The 18,540-nt window shown below is 59.8% G+C and carries 18 protein-coding genes and 4 pseudogenes; 9 read left to right on the top strand and 13 right to left on the bottom strand.

The annotated features are described in order from the left end of the window. Positions 1-232 precede the first annotated feature (232 nt). Together ACK1U9_RS01350 and ACK1U9_RS01345 are read right to left on the bottom strand one after the other, a co-directional pair. The gene (locus ACK1U9_RS01350) at positions 233-613 is read right to left on the bottom strand and encodes a helix-turn-helix domain-containing protein (RefSeq protein ID WP_084296596.1); all 381 of its coding nucleotides are present in this window, start codon (positions 611-613) and stop codon (positions 233-235) included. A gap of 167 nt (positions 614-780) precedes the next feature. Continuing rightward, positions 781-1,467: a hydrolase gene (locus ACK1U9_RS01345; RefSeq protein WP_084296595.1), complete on the bottom strand. Its 687-nt coding sequence runs from the start codon at positions 1,465-1,467 to the stop codon at positions 781-783. Between the two features lie 208 nt (positions 1,468-1,675). On the opposite strand from ACK1U9_RS01345, the gene ACK1U9_RS01340 reads away from it, so the two are divergent. Beyond that, positions 1,676-2,137 carry a RidA family protein gene (locus ACK1U9_RS01340; protein WP_084296594.1) on the top strand — a complete coding sequence of 154 codons (462 nt, stop codon included), beginning with the start codon at positions 1,676-1,678 and terminating at the stop codon, positions 2,135-2,137. Positions 2,138-2,156: 19 nt separating this feature from the next. Here the strand turns inward: ACK1U9_RS01340 and ACK1U9_RS01335 are convergent, their stop codons facing one another. Then, on the bottom strand, positions 2,157-3,143 hold the full coding sequence (locus ACK1U9_RS01335; RefSeq protein WP_230385682.1) for a LysR family transcriptional regulator: 987 nt from the start codon (positions 3,141-3,143) through the stop codon (positions 2,157-2,159). 303 nt (positions 3,144-3,446) lie between these two features. Here ACK1U9_RS01335 and ACK1U9_RS01330 point away from each other — a divergent pair, with 303 nt between their 5' ends. Then, on the top strand, positions 3,447-3,920 hold the full coding sequence (locus ACK1U9_RS01330) for an OsmC family protein (RefSeq protein WP_085598482.1): 474 nt from the start codon (positions 3,447-3,449) through the stop codon (positions 3,918-3,920). Positions 3,921-4,388: 468 nt separating this feature from the next. On the opposite strand, the gene ACK1U9_RS01325 is transcribed toward ACK1U9_RS01330, so the two are convergent. From ACK1U9_RS01325 to ACK1U9_RS01315, 3 genes are all read right to left on the bottom strand, one after another. Then, the gene (locus tag ACK1U9_RS01325) at positions 4,389-4,838 is read right to left on the bottom strand and encodes a carboxymuconolactone decarboxylase family protein (protein ID WP_012314951.1); all 450 of its coding nucleotides are present in this window, start codon (positions 4,836-4,838) and stop codon (positions 4,389-4,391) included. Between the two features lie 111 nt (positions 4,839-4,949). After that, positions 4,950-5,615, bottom strand: coding sequence for an FMN-dependent NADH-azoreductase (locus ACK1U9_RS01320; protein WP_085598480.1), 666 nt, complete (start codon positions 5,613-5,615; stop codon positions 4,950-4,952). 30 nt (positions 5,616-5,645) lie between these two features. Continuing rightward, positions 5,646-6,128: a GNAT family N-acetyltransferase gene (locus tag ACK1U9_RS01315; RefSeq protein WP_084296589.1), complete on the bottom strand. Its 483-nt coding sequence runs from the start codon at positions 6,126-6,128 to the stop codon at positions 5,646-5,648. A 90-nt stretch (positions 6,129-6,218) separates the two neighbouring features. Here ACK1U9_RS01315 and pdxR point away from each other — a divergent pair, with 90 nt between their 5' ends. After that, positions 6,219-7,655 carry a MocR-like pyridoxine biosynthesis transcription factor PdxR gene (pdxR, locus tag ACK1U9_RS01310; protein WP_084296588.1) on the top strand — a complete coding sequence of 479 codons (1,437 nt, stop codon included), beginning with the start codon at positions 6,219-6,221 and terminating at the stop codon, positions 7,653-7,655. Here pdxR and ACK1U9_RS01305 read toward each other — a convergent pair. From ACK1U9_RS01305 to ACK1U9_RS01295, 3 genes and pseudogenes are all read right to left on the bottom strand, one after another. Beyond that, positions 7,648-8,127, bottom strand: coding sequence for a carboxymuconolactone decarboxylase family protein (locus ACK1U9_RS01305; RefSeq protein ID WP_012314955.1), 480 nt, complete (start codon positions 8,125-8,127; stop codon positions 7,648-7,650). The two genes, pdxR and ACK1U9_RS01305, sit on opposite strands and share 8 nt — an antisense overlap. A 406-nt stretch (positions 8,128-8,533) precedes the next feature. Further along, positions 8,534-9,148 (bottom strand): amino acid permease, encoded by a 615-nt coding sequence (locus ACK1U9_RS01300; RefSeq protein WP_258229940.1) that lies wholly within the window; start codon positions 9,146-9,148, stop codon positions 8,534-8,536. Positions 9,149-9,159: 11 nt separating this feature from the next. Next, positions 9,160-9,848, bottom strand: a pseudogene (locus ACK1U9_RS01295) (amino acid permease). A 420-nt stretch (positions 9,849-10,268) separates the two neighbouring features. On the opposite strand from ACK1U9_RS01295, the gene ACK1U9_RS01290 reads away from it, so the two are divergent. The 5 genes from ACK1U9_RS01290 to ACK1U9_RS01270 all read left to right on the top strand — a co-directional run bounded on the left by ACK1U9_RS01290 (position 10,269) and on the right by ACK1U9_RS01270 (position 14,683). Continuing rightward, entirely contained in the window at positions 10,269-11,690 is a 1,422-nt protein-coding gene (locus ACK1U9_RS01290; protein ID WP_108481415.1) for an aminotransferase-like domain-containing protein, read from the top strand. A 7-nt stretch (positions 11,691-11,697) separates the two neighbouring features. Further along, entirely contained in the window at positions 11,698-12,942 is a 1,245-nt protein-coding gene (locus ACK1U9_RS01285) for an NAD(P)/FAD-dependent oxidoreductase (protein WP_108481414.1), read from the top strand. Between the two features lie 17 nt (positions 12,943-12,959). Next, positions 12,960-13,310 carry a RidA family protein gene (locus ACK1U9_RS01280; RefSeq protein ID WP_108481413.1) on the top strand — a complete coding sequence of 117 codons (351 nt, stop codon included), beginning with the start codon at positions 12,960-12,962 and terminating at the stop codon, positions 13,308-13,310. 222 nt (positions 13,311-13,532) lie between these two features. After that, on the top strand, positions 13,533-14,084 hold the full coding sequence (locus ACK1U9_RS01275) for a GNAT family N-acetyltransferase (protein WP_108481412.1): 552 nt from the start codon (positions 13,533-13,535) through the stop codon (positions 14,082-14,084). A gap of 107 nt (positions 14,085-14,191) precedes the next feature. Beyond that, positions 14,192-14,683, top strand: coding sequence for a GNAT family N-acetyltransferase (locus ACK1U9_RS01270; RefSeq protein WP_108481411.1), 492 nt, complete (start codon positions 14,192-14,194; stop codon positions 14,681-14,683). Between the two features lie 71 nt (positions 14,684-14,754). On the opposite strand, the pseudogene ACK1U9_RS01265 reads toward ACK1U9_RS01270, so the two are convergent. Together ACK1U9_RS01265 and ACK1U9_RS01260 are read right to left on the bottom strand one after the other, a co-directional pair. Further along, positions 14,755-14,898: pseudogene (locus tag ACK1U9_RS01265) on the bottom strand (ABC transporter substrate-binding protein); the annotation flags it as partial. Then, positions 14,889-15,306 (bottom strand): annotated as a pseudogene (locus tag ACK1U9_RS01260) (aliphatic sulfonates ABC transporter substrate-binding protein); the annotation flags it as partial. The pseudogenes ACK1U9_RS01260 and ACK1U9_RS01265, both read right to left, overlap by 10 nt. A 154-nt stretch (positions 15,307-15,460) precedes the next feature. On the opposite strand from ACK1U9_RS01260, the pseudogene ACK1U9_RS01255 reads away from it, so the two are divergent. Continuing rightward, positions 15,461-16,108 (top strand): annotated as a pseudogene (locus ACK1U9_RS01255) (LysR family transcriptional regulator); the annotation flags it as partial. A 49-nt stretch (positions 16,109-16,157) separates the two neighbouring features. Here the strand turns inward: ACK1U9_RS01255 and chrA are convergent. Next, a complete protein-coding gene (chrA, locus tag ACK1U9_RS01250; RefSeq protein WP_108481410.1) occupies positions 16,158-17,528 on the bottom strand; it encodes a chromate efflux transporter in 1,371 nt (456 codons plus the stop codon). Beyond that, positions 17,521-18,462 (bottom strand): chromate resistance protein ChrB domain-containing protein, encoded by a 942-nt coding sequence (locus ACK1U9_RS01245; RefSeq protein WP_108481409.1) that lies wholly within the window; start codon positions 18,460-18,462, stop codon positions 17,521-17,523. The genes chrA and ACK1U9_RS01245 overlap by 8 nt, the downstream gene beginning before the upstream one ends. Positions 18,463-18,540: the final 78 nt, after the last annotated feature.

Below are 18,540 nucleotides of genomic sequence, written 5' to 3'. Positions count from 1 at the left end.
AAACCCGCTCCCACAGAGTACGTGCCGCGCTTATGACAACAGCTATCCTTGGCGTCCGCTTAGAGCCGTAGGCGATCGGTCGCGAATGGCGGCTGTCGACCCAAAGCGGTCCTTCAGGAAATTGTCTCGGAGAGCCGTAGTACCTTAGTACCACATCTATGCCGGAAAGGAGAGCTAGCAAGCGAAATCTACGAAGGCAGTACACGCCGAATTTAGCGGCACACAGTTCCGGCTAAGCCACCTGTTGCCGCCATGCCTGAGGCGTTAGGCCTTCGGATTTCATAAACGCTCGGCAGAAATGTGGCTGATCGGAGAAGCCGCACTCTAGGGCGATCTCGGCGAGCATCATCGTCGATGTCTCTAGCAGTTCTTTACTCTTCCTCAGCCGCTGCTCACGCAACCACTGCTGAGGAGAGACCTGTGTGGATTCCTTGAACCTGCGCGAGAAATAGCTGCGCGACAGTCCGCATGCTTCCGCAAGTGCGGTGACCGAAATGCCGATATCCAGATGATCCAACATCAGCTGCTTGGCCGTTTTGACTTGCCATGGTTTAAGCCGCCCCGTCGACTTAATCGCGACGGAGGCTATAACGATGCCTTTAGCACTGTTCATGGAGATCAATTCGTCCTGAAAAAATCTGAAGATGAATTGATCCGGGCGGCACTATTCGGTGAAGCATCTTCTGAAGCTTCAAACACTCCGTCATGACTGATCGCCCGGATCGGTTCGTTCCGGCCCCGCTTGTTGAGCATAAAATCAACTTTGGGGCTGATCAGGTCTCAGATCGATGCGGCCTCGGGCGCCAAGGTAGGGCCGTGCTGAACACGCTCTGGCGCTTTGTGCACCATGGTGTAGGCGTAGTCGACGCCCATGCCGTAGGCACCCGAATGCTCTTTGACCAGTTCCATGACCGCATCGTAGGTGTCGCGGTTTTTCCAGTCGCGCTGCCACTCCAGCAGCACCTGTTGCCAGGTTACTGGCACTACGCCCGCCTGGATCATGCGCTGCATGGCGTAGTCGTGTGCTTCCTTGGTCGTGCCGCCGGAAGCGTCGGCAACCATGTAGATCTCGTAGCCCGCATCGTGCATGGCGGACAGTGCGAAGGTGGTGTTGCAGACCTCAGTCCACAGGCCCGAAACAATGATCTTGTTCCGACCGTTCTTTTTCAGCGCGTCGCGAACCTTCTGGTCGTCCCAGGAGTTCATGGAGGTGCGCTCCAGCAACGGCGCATCAGGGAATACCGCGAGCAGTTCGGGGTAGGTATGGCCGGAGAAACTCTCGGTTTCGACCGTGGTGAAGATGGTGGGGACATTGAAGATCTTGGCTGCTTTGGCCAGGCCCACGGTGTTGTTCTTCAACGTCTGCCGGTCAATGCTTTGTACGCCAAAAGCCATCTGCGGTTGCTGATCGATGAAGATCAGTTGGCTGTTGAGCGGGGTCAGGACTTCAGTGTGTGGATTGCTCATTGTTCTTCCCTTTTGTTGAACGGTGGCGAGAGTTTCCCCGGCGGGTTGTCGCCGAGTGCCAGCACAAGATAGCGAAACACTCAGCGAAACGGTGGCGCATTTTTGCGCTCTTGAGGGAGCAAAACTGCACCACAGGTAGCGTCCAATCCGGTGCTAGGATCTCGGCCAGTCGGATCACGTCGATCCATTTTTCGCCAAGGAGAATCCAATGGCCGCTTCACGACCTTTCAACGACGACACCGCCTACTGGGGCGTTCCATGGGAAGAGGGCTACGGCTATCCGCAGGCGCGGCGAGTCGGGAACGAGATTTTCATCTCGGGGCAGTTCAACCATGACGAAGAAGGCAACCTGGTAGCGCCGGCGCCACTGGATGCTGACGGTCGTCCGAGCGATTTTTCGTCAATGGGCGAACAGATGCGGGTTTCCTACGACAACATTGCCAAGTTGCTCGCCCTGTATGGCGCCACGATGCAGGATGTCGTTGAGGAAACGCTGTATGTGCTGGACATGGACGCTGCTTTTGCGGTCGTCGGCAAGGTGCGTAAGGCAGCTTACGGCAAGGAACGCCCGCAGGCGGCCAGCAATATCATCGGTGTATCGCGGCTCGCCCAGCGTCCCCAGCTGATTGAGATCGTGTGTCGAGCCGTCATCGGCGCCCACGCCAAATGAACGGTGCTCCCGGTTTCCGCTATGAAACCGGGATGGCCCGCTGACCTTCGACCAGCGGTTTGAGGTCGGCCACGGCAGCGGCGCAGAACGTCATGAATGCTTTCACCCGCCAGGATTTCCTGATGTCCTGGTGGGTAAGCAACCATAGCTCATCCTGAAGCTCCTGAACTACTTGGCCTGCCCGAACCAATCCTGGGGTAATGTCGCCCAGCATGCAGGGGAGGAAGCCAAAACCGAGACCTGCTGCAATAGCCGCGCTCGCAGCCGCCACGGAATCGGTGCGGTAGGAGATGAACTCAGAGGGCACCCGACATTCGACGTAGCTCGTTGCCTTCAATCCGCACAGGCCTCCCGAGTAGGATACCCACGACTGCCCCTCAGCGAAGGGGTCGGCAATCGCTGCCTGCTTGACGCTGCGATACGGCGCCCAGGCGATGTTGGCGAGCTTGCGACCCACTAGGGTATCTGCCGGTTTTTTGGTCGCACGTATCGCAATGTCCGACTCGTCCCTCGCCAAACTCAACGTCTGGTTTCCGACTAATACCTCAACGGTGATCCCCTCATTGAGGGCTTTGAAGTCCGCGATGATCGGCGTTAGAAAGTACAGCAGCAGCGAGTCGCTGGTGGTGATTCGCAGTTTCCCCAGCGGGCCTTGGCCGGCGCGAGAAACCCTGCGGGTGACACTGACGATGTCCAGTTCAACGCGCTCGGCCAGTGCACGCAGTTCGGCACCCTCGGCAGTCAGCAGATACCCCGCCTTACGATGATCGAACAGCGCGACCCCAAGCGTCTTCTCAACCTGCGCGACCCGGCGCGAGACGGTGGACACATTGATGCCGAGCTTCTTGGCCGTGGCCGCGCGGTTGCTACAGTCACTCAGCGTTTTGATGATACGCAAGTCGTCCCAGGAAAGCTGGCTTACAGCTTCTCCGGCATCCCATTTCGGTCCATTAGAATTCGATTGGGTCAGCGAGACACTTCCAGTTGAAGGCTTCACGAAAATCATTCCAGATGAGGAGGAGCAATGATACGAGAAGGGGATTAGTCTGCCCACCATTCTGGGAGTAAGTCACACTCATTCAATCCGAGACATATGCCAGCTTATTTTGAACGCAGTCAATCGCGAGCGTCCGCCTTCGACCCATAACAGACATTGATAGCTGTCCTCTTCCCGGTTCGTTGCTTGTGCACAACTTTCTCATGCACCGCTAAAAATGCAGGGCTAGTGGAAAACCATCCAGGGAGTGCACAATAACTGTGCCCAAGCGGCGCGGAGTTTTTCTGGCCATCTTTCGTCAAAGGAGTGAGCATGAAAGAACACAGTTACGCTGTCGCCGTAAATTGGATAGGCAACACGGGTGATGGTACTGCCAGCTACACGGCTTACCAAAGAGACTTCAATGTGGAAGCTCCAGGCAAAACACCTATCCTGGGCTCCGCCGACCCTGCCTTTCGCGGAAATCCCGAACGCTGGAACCCGGAAGACATGTTGCTGGCCTCTATCTCGGCCTGTCACAAGCTTTGGTATCTTCATCTGTGCGCAGTCAACAAGGTGAACGTACTGGAATACGTCGACCACCCGATGGGCCGGATGGTTGAAGCTGATGGCCAGCGCAAAGGCCATTTCAAGAGCGCAGAGTTAAGGCCTCAGGTCATGATCAGCAACGAATCGGATCTGGATCTGGCAAAACGTCTCCATGACGATGCTCACCATGAGTGTTTTATTGCCAATTCGGTCAACTTCCCCATCACATGCAGTGCTGCTGTCAAGCATCGAAACTAGATCCTTTGCGCGCACTGGCTGCGGCTCTGACCTGATCGTCCGGTACTCAATTCCCGGCCTCTGGGCGCGAATAGTATTAAGGCGAGTGTCCATTACGGGGTCGCGGTAGGGATGGCAGTTACCTGCCACCCCCGCACAGATCCGTACGCGCGGAACTACCGCATACGGCTCCTGCCTTGGGTGCGTGACGCGAAGCGATCCTCAGGATACGGGTGTGCATTCTTTGGGCTCGGTATTTAGTGATCTGTGTGCTTCTCGGGAATAGAGCGACTACGTTCGTAATCGATAGCGTTGACCCGTGGAGTGCATGTTGCCGCAGTGGGTCGAAAGCGGCCAGGCGCGAATGACCGCCTTCGACCCATAGCGGTCGTTCGGAAAGGGCAGCAATTGGCCTGAAGCAGACGGTACGCGATAGGAGCGAGGTGCCGTCTTCGAAGTATTACCTCTCCAGGCCGAGTCACTAGGTCATCAAGCCCTAGCCGCAGGTTTGAGTCGGAAGCTGACGCCCATACGGTTGAACGCATTCATTGCGGCAATCGCCGCTGTCAGGTCAACAAGATCCTTTTCTGCAAACATCGCCGATGCGGCTGCATAAGCTTCGTCGGATACCTGTGTCTCGCTTACCCTGGTGACTTCTTCCGCCCAAGCCAGTGCTGAGCGCTCCTGATCCGAGAACAAATATTGCGCTTCATGCCATACCGGCACTAACAGCACCTTGTCCACTGACATACCTGCTTTGATCAGATCGCGTGAGTGAAGATCAATGCAATGAGCGCAGCCGTTGATTTGAGACACTCTGAGAAACACGAGGTGGATCAACGAGGCTGGCAAATTTGTCGCGGTGGTCACGAAATGATGCAGGCCGCCGAGGGCCTTAGCTGCACCAGGCGAAGCTTCAAACCAATTGAGACGATTCATGATTTCTTTTCCTTTGTATGAGCGATGAAGAGCGTGGCCGCTTGTTGGCATACGGCCCAGTTGAGATGCAAACCTAAACGCTTGGAGTAGATGTCGGCCCTGAAGCGGACTTTAGACTTGATCCACTCGACGGCTATGCCTAACAAAGTACGCCTGCACATCACCGTACCCTGTTGCCCTTCCAGTATTCAGTGACTCCCCCCCCTTGGCGGTACCCTCAACGGTGAAGTAATGCACCTGAGTGAGACCGATGGTGGCAAGGACGGCGGACAGGTAGGGGCGCAGAAAGTCCGGTTGACGGGCCTGTGGGCCGCTGATATAGCCCCCGCTAGCGATTGCGACGTAAACCGGACGATCCGTCAGATTTCCGACTTTGCCTTCGGCGGTGCCCAAAAACGTTTTGCCCACGCGTACCACGTGGTCGATCCACATCTTGAGTGGGGCGGGCACGCTATAGTTGTGCATCGGCGTGGCAATCAGCAGTACGTCGCATGCCTGTAGTTGGTCGATCAACTCGTCGGAACGGCTCAACGTACCCTTCTGACCGCTTGCTATGACTACGCGCTGATTGGCCAACGCCTGGGCGTAAGGCGAATCAACTGGGGCCAAGGTGTTGAGGTCTAAATCGGTCAACTGGATACCCCTTCTACCGGCCTGACTGGCCAAGGCAAATAGGATCTGCTGGGACAGCTTCAGACTTTCCGAAGCCTCTGCATTGGGGCTGGTGACCAGGCGAAGAATGCGCAAAGGAGCAAGTGGCTGTTGGGACGATGTCATGAGGTTTGCCTCCTTGGATGTGCATGCGGGTTATGGAGTATCGAACTGTTTTTGAAAGCGCAGTGCACCCGTCAACAGGCCTTCACGGAAGTAGAAACGTTGCGCGCGGGCGTTGGACAAACCCGTGTCGAGCACCAGGCGTGCACAACCGCTGGCGCGGGCCAGTCGCTCCAAGGCTTGCAATAAGCGCGACCCCCACTGACCTCCCCGCTGAGCCTCGGCGGTTACAAGGTCATCGACATACAGGAATGCGCCGTAGACCAGGTTTTCCTGTAAGCGGTAACCAGCCAGTGCCACAAGAACGCCTGAGTCATAAGCGCCAATCAGGCGATAGCCTTCAACACGCATACGCTCGATCCGGCTGACGAAGTCGGCTTCGCTCGTCAGATGAGGGCGCAATTGCTGCATTACCGGGAATGCGCTGCACAGGTCATGGGTACTGTCCAGGGGACGCAGGGCCGTGTCGGCCAGGTCGAGCACGCTGGGTATGAAGTTGTGCAAAGGGAATGTCATGGGAGGCGCCCTCATGAGTAGGTGATGGCGCTATATTGGACTACCATTGACCCACTTGATTGAGCCAAGAAATGGGATATGAACTAGGCCATGATGACCTCCACCAAGCCGCCTTTTGCTCCCTTGGAAGAGCAGTCCGCCTTGCCCCTGTATCGTCAACTGTACGACCGCGTGCTGGCCGCCGTTGCCGCTGGCACGTTGTCCCCCGGTGACCGCTTGCCGTCGGCGCGCGCCATGGCTAAGGAGCTGGGGGTGGCCCGTGGCACCGTCGAACTGGCCTATTCGCTGCTGGCCAGCGAGGGGTACCTCCTGGCGCTCGGGCAGAAAGGCACCGTAATCAATCCTGAACTGCAGAAGCCCGTGTCGGCGGCCACCGCATTACCAGTCAGCAGCCAAGTGATCGAAGACGCACCTGATTCGCTCTGGCGTCCACCGCAGCTGTTGCCGTTCCAGATGGGGGTACCGGCGCTGGATGCATTTCCGCGCAAGATATGGGCGCGTCTCGGTGCTCGGTACCTACGCGGGATGCGTCTGGGAGATCTGGACTATCCGGCACCCCACGGCCTGGCAGCGTTGCGCAGCGCCATTGCCTCGTATGTGCAGGTGTCCCGAGGTATCGATTGCGGTGCCCATCAAGTGTTTATCACCAGCGGTTGGCGCAATAGCCTGTCGTTAGTCGCACATACCTTGTTGCAGCCAGGCGAGTGCGCCTGGGTGGAAGACCCGGGCTATCCTACTACGCGCCAGGTGCTTCGCCAGTTCGGCCTGGAGCTGGAAGCGGTGCCGGTTGATGCCGAAGGCATGAACGTAGAACACGCCATCGCGGGTTCTCGGGCTGCTCAGGTCGTCATGGTGACACCAGGGCATCAGAGCCCGCTGTCGATGGCACTGTCGCTGCCACGCCGACAACTGCTACTCGATTGGGCTGCCCGCACCGGTGGCTGGATTGTCGAGGACGATTACGACGGCGAGTACCGCTACGTCAGCCGTCCACTTCCAGCGCTGGCCAGCTTGGATCGCCATGGGCGCGTGCTGTATGCCGGCACCTTCAGCAAGGTGCTGTTTCCCGGTATTCGTCTGGCTTATCTGGTGGTGCCACAGGCGCAGGTGGCAGCGTTCGAGCGCGTCGGCCGGGCCTTGTTTGCTGCCGGGTCACCGTCAATTACCCAGGCTTTGGTGGCGGAGTTCGTTGCCGAGGGACACTTCGCTCGGCATATCCAACGCATGCGCCGCCTCTACAACGAGCGACGGGCATTGACCATCGAAGCACTGGAGCGGAGTTTACCGAAGGGTATGCAGGTGGAACGCTCGCCAGGCGGCATGCACCTGGTACTGCGTTTGCCGGAGGACGTAAGTGACACCGCCCTGGCCGAGCAGGTGCTGGCAAGGGGCATGTCGATACAAGCATTGTCGCGCTGGGCTGCCTCATCGCAGCGTCAGTCAGGTCTGCTCCTGAGTTTTACCAACTGCGCCACGACTGCTCCAGGCGAGCAGCTTGGCGCGTTGATCAGCAAGTTACTCAGTTGAGGTTGGCCTTGTTCAGGCCGAACAGTTCATCGGACGAGCCCGGGATCGCCTGGAAAGCCACATTGAGGCGATTCCAGCCATTGATGGCGACGATCAGGAACGACAAATCCGACAGCTCCTGCTCGGAAAACTGCTCACGCGCACTCGCATACAGGCTGTTGGAGATACCATGAGGCGGCAGTTGGGTCAGGGCTTCAGTCCACTCCAGCGCCGCCCGCTCTGCTGGCGAAAACAGCTGTGACTCACGCCAGACGGCCACGTGGTGAAGACGCAGCTCGCGCTCGCCATGGATCTTGGCCTCTTTCACATGCATATCCACGCAGAACGAACAGCCGTTGAGCTGCGAAGCGCGCAACATGATCAGGTGGGCGAGATCGGCCAGTAGCGGCTTCTTGCTCAGTTGCAGGGTGAGCTCCACCAGTTTGTTGGACGCTTGGGGAGACAGTTTGAAGTAATCAAGGCGGTTGTTCATGGGTAGTTGCTCGTAGTGGGTGGATGGTTGATGGAGCCCACTGTAGCAACGCTTGGAATAGCCCCACAGGGCCAAGATAGTAGCTTCGAACTAGGCCATATCTGTATCGAAGTGCGCCATGATCACCTATCGAGCGATAGGGTCGAAGGGGCGCAATAGGCCGTTTATTGGCCTCCGCGAATGGCCGCAATGGGTCGTTAGCTGCCGGTCGGGGATGACCGCTGTCGACCAATGCGGACACTGATCCAAAGCTCTGTAGTCAGTGCAGGCCCATCGCCGGCAAGCCAGCTCCCACAGGAATATCAACAATCTCCAGGCATGCGATGTACTTGTGGGAGCCGTGCTTGCCAATGACGCTTCATGAGAAAACCCCGCCAGTTGGCGGGGTTTCGATCCGACGGTGCGATTATGCAACGCGCGTATCACGCGGCCCGGCGTGCAACCGGCGCTTGCGCACCAACAGATGCGCCGCCGAAACCACCGCCAGGCTGACCAGGCTGGCAAGCAATTGCGTGCGCAGCCCTTCCTGGAACGCCATGGCCACCAGCACCCCGACGATGGCGGCGATAACCGCGTAGGACAGACCGGGGAACAGCCACATGCGCAGCGTCAGGCGCTGTGGCGCTTCGCGCTCCAGTTGACGGCGCAGCCGCACTTGAGCGACCGCGATGGCCAGGTAGACAAACAACATGATGGCGCCCGAGGCGTTCACCAGGAAAAGGAAAACACCTTGCGGTGACGCGATCGCTGCGGCGATGGCAATGTAGCCAATCACACTGCTCAGCAATACCGCCAAGCGCGGTACCCGGTGCCCGGTCAGTTGCGACAATGCAGCCGGCGCATCGCCACGCTCGCTGAGGCCGAACAGAATGCGCGAAGACACATACAACCCGGAGTTCAGCGCCGACAGCACGGCAACCAAAACCACGGCCTCCATGATCAGCGTCGCACCTGGTACATGCATGACTTCCATGGCGGTGACGAAAGGTGAATGCCCTGCCTCGATACTGCCCCAGGGCACGATACAGACGATCAGCAGAATAGAGACGACGTAGAACCGATCACCCGAAAGATCACCGAGCGGGTCATCGCTGCGACACTCTTGGAAGGGTCATCCGATTCGGCTGCAGCGATGGTAGCGATTTCTGCGCCGCCCACCGCGAAGATCACTGTTGGCACGCCGGCGAGCACGGCGCTGATGCCGTAAGGCATGAAGCCGCGGTCGTTGACCAGGTTGTCCAGCAAGGCGCCGGTGCTAGGCGCCCACCCGAACAGATAGGCACAACCCAGGCCAATGAACACGATGATGGCGAACACCTTGAGTGATGCGAACCAGTACTCGAACTCGCCATAGGACTTCACCGACAGACAATTGATGGCGGTCATGATTGCCAGCAGGCTCAGGCCGATGGCCCAGGCGGGCAACGGTTCAATATGTCGGCTCCAACCACCGCCTCCACCGCCACGACAATGACCCAGAAGTACCAGTACAACCAGCCACTGGTGAAACCGACCCAATTGCCCAGCCCCAGTCGCGCGTACTCGGTAAACGATCCAACGCCCGGTATCGCCACCGCCATTTCACCGAGCATGCGCATGACCAGCATCACCACGATGCCGGCGGCAAGATAACTGAGAAACGCTGCGGGGCCGATCGCGCCAATGGTTGCACTGCTGCCAACGAACAGGCCGGCACCAATGATGCCGCCCAGCGAAATCATGGTGATGTGCCGCTGGCGCAAGGCCCCACTCAGCCGGCGTTCACGCGGTTCATCCAGCTTCAGCGAATTGCTCATGGGTGCACCTCCTGATCCTGCGTGTTGCCGTACAAGCTAGCCTCGCCGAACGAGACATCGGGTGATGAAATGTGATGCGACGCCGGATATTCTGGGCGCCTGCCGTGGCCCCCTGGAGCCGGAAGCAATGCAAGCGGGCTGCGCGCCAGGCTGTGGAACGGCTGATCTGTCATGGCGAATTCCTACCGTAGGGGTTCGTATTATTGTAATGCATGACAAGCAGTACAATTCGAAGCTATCAACCCATATATGTCTTGTCAATATCGTTTGTCATGGGTAAGAATACAGGACAAGCCCAGCTATTATCCTGCTACGCGCAGGATAAGCACAAGGAAAAATCAGGCCATGAGCCCATTCAAAGAGCTACTTGCTGCCCTAAAGACGGATACCCTGCTGCAGCGCGACAGCGCCGAAACACTCTACGCGCAACTGGCCTCCTCCCTTGCCGAAGCCATTCGCAGTGGCGCCCTGCGTCCGGGCGAACGGCTTCCACCCCATCGCGAGCTGGCCGGCGAACTGGGCATCAACATCACCACCGTGACCCGCGCCATGGCCGTGCTGCAGGAGCAAGGCCTGGTCGAGAGTCGCCCAGGCCGGGGCACCCAGGTCGCGGTGCCGCGCCAGGTACAGGTGCAGTTCCAGTCGGCGCCAAGCGATGCCCCCGGCATGATCGACCTCAGCGTCAACCGCCCCGCTACCGATGCCTACACCCAGGCTCTGGCCACCCTCCTGCCGCGTCTGGCCAGCGACCCGCGCTTTACCGGGATGAAGGAGTATCACCCATCCGAAGGCATGCCCTGGGCGCGGGAAGCCGCGGCGACCTGGTTGCGTTCACTGGATGTACCCGCTCAAGCCAGCAATGTGGTGATCACCGAGGGGGCCCAGCACGGCATCGCCTGCATCCTGCGCGCCATGACAGTGGCAGGTGACACCGTGTTGGCCGACAGCATTACCTATCAGGGCATCAACGCCCTGTGCCGGTCATTGGGGCTGAACCTGGTTGGCGTAGAGGGGGATGAGCGGGGCATGAACCCTCAAGCCCTGGGCGAGGCTATCGCGACCTACGCGCCACGGGTGCTGTTCCTCGTGCCGTCGATCCACAACCCGACCGCCATCACCCTCGACGCGCAACGTCGCGCGGACCTTCTTGAAGTACTTGCACCACACGACGACCTCTGGTTGATCGAGGACGATGTCTATCGCCCGTTGCTCGAGCACAGGGACGAGACATTCATGTTGCGCCGCCCTGCGCGAACGTTCTATGTCACCGCCCTCTCCAAATGCATCGCACCGGGCCTGCGCATCGGCTTCGTCGTCGCGCCGCCCGAACAGCTGCAGAACATCGCCACCACCTTGCGCATCGACTGCTGGAGCATTTCGCCGCTTAACGCGCTGATCGCGACACGCTTGATCGAGGATCGCGTCAGCGAGGCACTGATTGCCCATCAGCGCGAGGAGTTGCGCGAACGCCAGGCCTTGCTCGCAGAGCACCTCAAGGGCCTGCACTACCAGGCCAGCGATGTTGGCACACATGCCTGGCTGCAGCTGCCTGAACCTTGGAGCGCGTCACGATTCGCCCGCCTTTGCCGGGAGCATGGCGTCGGGCTACTGCCCGGCGGGGCGTTCAGCTTGCGCCATGACCAGTCGCCCAATGCGGTGCGCATCAACCTTTCCGCGGCCAAGTCTCGCGCGCAGCTCGTCCAGGCCCTGGATGTCATTGCCCGTTTCGCGCAGCAAGGCCATTTGCATATGTTCGACAGGGTCTGAAGCCTAGATGAAGATGCCAGAGCGTTGTGAAGTCGCTGTAATCGGTGCCGGTGCGGTCGGCGTTGCCACTGCCTTGTGGCTGCGCCGCCAGGGTTACCATGTGGTGTTGCTGGAGCGCGATGCGGTCGCTGCAGGTGCCTCCTATGGCAATGCGGGCACATTTGCGCCCTATGGCTGCATGCCTATCGCACAACCTGGCCTGCTGCGCGACATACCACGCCTGCTCTTCTCGGCGGACTCGCCGTTTGTGGTGCGGTGGTCTCGCTTGCCGCGTTTGATGCCCTGGCTTGCCCGCTTCCTGAATCAGTGCCGGCCTCATCATTTCCAGCGCAACGCGACGGCCCTTGCACAATTGCTGCAACACACCTACGAGGGGTATGCACCACTGCTGGATGAGGCGCCTTTAGCCGAAAAGCACTTGCGCCATAAAGGCTGCATCTATGCCTACTCCAGCCTGGACAGCCTGCGTGGCGCCGAAGGCGGTTATGCGCTGCGTGACCGCTTCGGCATCCCTCAACAGCGCTTGAGTCGCGACGAACTCGAAGCACTTGAGCCCGCACTTGCCGGCAAGACGGTAGGCGGCATCCTCTTCCCCAAATCTTCCCATCTGGATGATCCAAAGCGCTTCTTCGAGGACTTGGCAGCGCCACTGCTGCTCGATGGCACCCTGTGTTTCAGCACCGTGCAGCGCCTTGTTCGACGCAGCAATGCACTGCAACTGGACTGTGCCAATGGTCACAGCCTGCTCGCCGAACGCGTGGTGCTGTGCGGCGGAGCCTGGTCTGCCGCCCTCGCGCAGCAACTGGGCGATCGCATCCCGCTGGATACCGAGCGTGGCTACCATATCGAGTTCGACCTGGAGGATACCTTGCTCGAACGCCCCTGCTGCCCGGTCGAAAGCGCCTTCTACATGACCCCCATGGCGGGTCGCCTGCGCGTGGCCGGCACCGTGGAGCTGGGTTCGATCAATGACCCAGCCAACCCCAGGCGCTACGAGTACCTGGAGCAACGGGTACGGCGCGTGCTTGGCCTTCGCCAGCCAGTGGCGAGGCGCTGGCTGGGCTTTCGCCCGTCGCTGCCGGACTCGCTACCGGTCATTGGCGTCTCGCCGAACGAACCGCGCCTGATTCACGCCTTTGGTCATCAGCACCTTGGCTTGACACTGGCGGGAGTAACAGGGCAACTGGTAAGCCAACTCATCGAAGGAACAGCGCCTGCATGGCTAGACGCGTTTTCCTCACGCCGTTTCTGACCCAAGGAGATTGACCCATGACCATTCAACGCAAACAGATCGACCCGCGCATGAGCCAGATCGTGATCCACCGCGACACCGTCTATCTTGCCGGCCAGGTCGGCGAGACCGGCCAGACGGTGGCGGAACAGACCCGAGAAGCCCTGGCGCGGGTCGATGCACTGCTCGATGAGGCCGGCACCACTCGCCAGCACCTGCTTCAGGCCATTATCTGGTTGGCCGACATGGCAGACTTTGACGAGATGAATAACGTATGGGATGCCTGGGTACCCAGCGGCCATGCACCGGCGCGAGCCTGCGGCGAGGCGAAGCTGGCAGATCCGCAGCTGCTGGTGGAAGTGATCATTACCGCTGCCATTCCCCAGTAGTGTCACGTGGCGCCGGGCTTGTGACGAGCCCGGATGGCCACCGAAAGGCTCAAATTTCGGAAAAGCTCTGTTGCCAGTGCAGGCCTCATCGCCGGCAAGCCAGCGCCCACAGGAATATGACCAGCCTTCAGGCATGCGCTGTACCTGTGGGAGCCGCGCTTGCCGGCGATGGGTCGATAGCAGATTGAAAGCCCTCCGCAAGGATGCCTAGGAACGAATGCCATGGATCGCCTTCCGACACTGCTCACCGATCGCCTTGTCCTCACGCCACTCCAGTTGAAGGATGCCCCCTTCATTCAGAAGTTGTTTCCGCAATGGGAGGTAGTGCGCTATCTGGATCGTCGTGTTCCATGGCCATATCCAGAAGATGGTGCGCTGGTTTATGTACGCGATGTCGCCCTGCCAGCCATGGCAGCGTGTCGTGAATGGCATTGGATGATCCGCAGGCGCGATGATGCCGAGTGCGTCCTTGGCAGCATCAGTTTGTTTGAGCAGCCGGGTAACAACAGAGGCTTCTGGCTTGCACCGCAGTGGTGGGGAAAAGGCTATATGCGCGAAGCATGCCGGGTCATCAACGCGTATTGGTTCGAGACATTGTCACGGCCGGTCATGCAGGTTCCCAAAGCGGTTGCCAACCACACTTCACGCAGGGTCTCGGAGCATGAGGGTATGCGTATGGTCGGCGTACGAGAAGGTGATTTTGTCTGCGGGCCGATGTGCGTCGAAATATGGGAGATCACACGAGCTGAATGGTTTGCCAAGGTCGATCGTTAGCCATTGGTTCTTTTGGCCCGACGGGCATTGAACCAAGCCATTGCAAACAGGCCTGAAGGTGCCATAGGCTGCCTTCTCATGAATCGGCCACCGACACTGGATAAACGATGAGCGAACTACAAGGATGCGGAGAGTTTTCAGGCTTGGCCTGCCGCCCGGTCGGGCCCGCTGACGCAGAAATGATCTGCTCGCATCGCCAGGAGATGTTTCTTGAGGCAGGTGGCGATCCTGAAAAACTGCAAGTCATGACTCAGCACTTTCGGCCATGGTTGGAGGAGCGGCTTGCTGACGGTCGGTACTACGGTTTCAAGCTCCTGGATGGCGACCAAGCGATCGCAGCCATTGGCCTGATGAGTATTGATTGGCCTCCCCATCCATCGCACCCGACCCTGGACAAGCGTGGGTACGTGCTGAATGTGTTCGTCCAGCCGGCCTACCGCCGCCGTGGCCTGGCTTCAGCCTTGATGCAGGCAGCCGACGCCGAGTTCGCCCGCCGAGGCATCACCTTCGCTGTCCTGCACGCCACCGAGACGGGTAAACCTGTCTACGAGCAAACCGGTTGGATTGGAACCTCGGAAATGGCCAAATCCATTAGTTGATAGTGACCGCTTTCGCCTGAAAGCGGACATTGAAAAGAAGAAAGAACAAACCAGGCAGACTACTACCCACGCTAGTCTGCAACCGGCTCATACAAGCTCACCGCCTTGGCATCCACCGCCCTGGGCGGTAACCCTTCGCGGTAGAACGCATCGGCGATGCGCTGCTGCTCAGCCAGGTTCTCCGGCTTCACCGGCTGCACGTCGTAGCTGCGCCGGCGTCCACCGGCCCGAGGAAGCGGAACTCAACATCCTTCTCGCTCAAGCCGACCTGATCCAGTGCCTTGAGGGCCAGATGATGGCCGATCGACCCGCGACCGGTGGCGATGCGCTTGCCTTTGAGCTCGGCCGCGCTGTGCAGCTGCGCATCAGGACGCACCAGCAGCGCCGATTATGCCGGCATCGATCGCCCCGGCATTGAGCGCCTCGGCCAGCGGCGCGGCAGCGGGGAACTCGACCCAGTGGATGTCGTAAGGCAGGTCGCGCAAGGCGCCTGCGGCTTCCAGCTGGGCGCGCATGTTGCCCTTCTGGTCGACGATGCGCAGGGTCAGGCGCTCAGCGGCGCCGGCCTGGCTGGCCAGCAGCAGGGCCGCGGCCAGGGTCAGCAGCTTCGATCGGATGGACATGGCGTTGCTCGGTGTTTGGGCAGGCAGCCTCATGCTACCCGTGCCAGGCGACTCCAGCGAGAACCATCAGATAAATTAAATTGATTTTAGGAATAACCTAATATGCGTTTTCATCTATCAAATCCGAACCGTTAGCATTACCCGTCAGGCAGATATGGACGCCTTCGTCGCGGTCATTCGTTGCCAGTCCACCAACCTCGCCGCCGAGGCCTTGCAACTGACGCAACCGGCGATTACCCGTCGGGTGCAGAACTTCGAGGAAGACCTCGGCGCCACCCTGCTCGACCGCAACACCAAGCCGCTCAAGCCCACCCCCATGGGCCTGCGGGTTTACGAGCAGTGCAAGGCGATCCTGCGCGAGATCGACTCGCTGCGCGAACTGGTGGCCAACGATGGCGCCCCTTCTGGCACCCTGCGCCTGGGTGTGCCGCAGACCTTGGGTGACGTGGTACTGCTAGATGCGCTGGCGCAGATTCGCGAGGCCTACCCGCAATTGCGCACCCAGGTCAGCAGCGGTTGGGGCAGCAGCCTCATTGCGCGCATGGAAAACGCCGAACTGGACGCAGCCGCCGCGCTGTTCCCACCGGGCAAGATCTTCCCGGAAGGCATCGCCAGCCGTTCGATCGCACGCATGTCGCTGAAAGTGGTAGCTGCCAAGGGCAGCGTCACCAAGCGCAGCTACAAGCTCAAGGACTGCTACACCCGTGGCTGGGTGCTCAACCCCGATGGCTGTGGTTTCCGCGCCGGCCTGCAGCGAGCGCTGAGCGAACAGGGCCTGAGCCTGTCGATCAACCTGGAAACCCCTTCTGAATCATGGAAAGCCGGCCGACGATGTCGGCCGGCAACCGGTATCAACCTCGCAACATATGGACCATCACGCCGGCCAGGGCGCAGCTGAACAGTACCTGGATCACGCCACGCTTGAAGCGGAACAGCGCCACGGCAGCCGCAATGGCGATCAACGCGGAAGGCCAGTCGAACGCCCCACTGAAACCCTTTGGCCAGAGCACGTGGTAGCCGAAGAACATGGCGAGGTTCAGGATCACCCCCACGACTGCGGCCGTGATACCCGTCAGTGGTGCGGTGAACTTCATCTCGTTGTGGGTCGATTCCACCAACGGGCCACCGGCGAGGATGAACAGGAACGACGGCAGGAAGGTGAACCAGGTGACGAGGCTCGCCGCGACTGCACCAGCCAGGAACGGGTGTTGCTCACCGAACATCGGATGAACGTAGCCACCGACGAAGCCGACGAAGGCCACCACCATGATTAATGGACCTGGCGTGGTTTCTCCCAAGGCAAGGCCATCGATCATCTGGGTGGGTGACAGCCAGCCGTAATGGCCGACAGCGCCCTGATACACATAGGGCAGGACGGCGTAAGCGCCACCGAAGGTCAAAAGTGCGGCCTTGGTGAAGAACCAGCCCATTTGCGTCAGGGTGCCGGCCCAGCCAAACGCCAGCGTCAGCAGCCCCATGGGCAAGGTCCACAGTAGTGCGCCGATCACCACCAGGCGCAGCAAATGCCCCACCCGAAAACGCGCGTGCTCAGGCGCGGGGGTGTCGTCATCGATCAGGGCCGGGCCGTAGCTGTTCCTGGCAGCCCCATGACCGCCACCGATCACGAATTTGCCTGGCGCGAAGCGACCGCCCACATAGCCTGCGATGCCGGCAACCAGCACGATCAACGGGAACGGTACATCGAGGGCGAAGATGGCCACGAACGACGCTGCGGCCATGGCCCACAGCCAGCCGTTCTTCAGCGCGCGCGAGCCGATCCGGTGCGCCGCGTGGACGACGATGGCCGTGACTGCAGGCTTGATGCCGTAGAAAATCCCCGCCACCACAGGGACCTCGCCAAAGGCAATGTAAACCCAGGACAAGCCAATCAGGATGAACAGCGAGGGCAATACGAACAACACGCCGGCAATCACGCCCCCCCAGGAGCGGTGCATGAGCCAGCCGATGTAGGTGGCCAGCTGCTGTGCCTCGGGGCCTGGCAACAACATGCAGTAGTTCAGCGCGTGCAGGAACCGCTTCTCGCTGATCCAGCGCCGACGCTCGACCAATTCCTGGTGCATGATCGAGATCTGCCCGGCGGGCCCACCAAAACTGATGAAGCCCAGCTTGAGCCAGAACAGGAATGCTTCGAATAGTCCGATCGGCCGCTGAACCGCTTGCGATGGTGGCTGTTCGCCCACTGCGGAGGTGCTATCAACCATTTGGGGTTTCCTCACTTGCGAAAGCCGTCAGCAGGCCATCGAAGATGCCCCCGGCGACCGTTGTCAGTTGATCGTCATCGCCAATGCTTTGCCTCAAGCCCGCGAGGACACGTTCGATGCCTGGCGCTTCCGAGGGCTGGTTGCCTCCCACATCCAGGTAGTGAATGACTGCGGCCAAGCGTGCCAGGCCCGGCTGCTGTATGGCAAAGCTCTCGATGAGGGTCTCGAAGGACACCCGCTGGCCGACATGGCTGAACCTGGCCCCGTCAAAATCGAAGCCCAGCGCATCGTCCGGGCAGTCTTCAGGCCTGTCCAGCCAGATGAATCGAGCGTCGGCATCGATGAAGCGACGAATCAACCAGGCACATGCCAACCGATCCACCCATGGGCGCTTGCGGGTGGCCCAAAGGCGACCCTGGTAATCGTTGCGTTCCAGTCGGGTGATCGCCTCGTCGTGGGCACTCGGCTCATCGCAAGACAGTGCGCGGCCAATCGCGGCCTCGAGCTCTTGCAGCGCCGCATCGGCTTGCGCCTTGGGCTCGCCCGGGAAAAAATCGGTTGACGCCAACTGGCTGAAGGCCTTTCTGAGCTTGCGCACCTGCCGTGCGGTCTGCAGCGCATTCTCTGGCGCCAACTCGGCCCTGCAGCCTGCAATTTCTTCCATCAGCCTGGCGTACTCGTCGCTCCTGTCGAACAGGCTGCTGAAGCGCTCTTCACGCTCAGGCAGCGACAGGAGAAATGCCGTGCCGTTTATAGCCAGCACGTCTCGCTCGACTGCTGCGAAAACCTCGCGGCCTGCACAGTGTTCGGGCAGCAGGTAAACACCATCCCTCAGCACTGCGGCTCCTGAGGCCTTCAGGCTTCTCCAGGCACGCATGCGCTCGGTGGCATTGGCCGTCGGCAACCCGAGGATCAGTAGCGACCAATCGATCATGTAGATTACTCAACATAATATGTTTGTATCTCTACAATAAACCGAAGCTTCGGAAAATCAACAGTTTCTACCGAGGCG

The organism is Pseudomonas sp. XP1, assembly GCF_053557675.1.
Note: the sequence above shows the minus strand (reverse complement) of the source record. Positions and strands in the feature narration are given on the sequence as shown.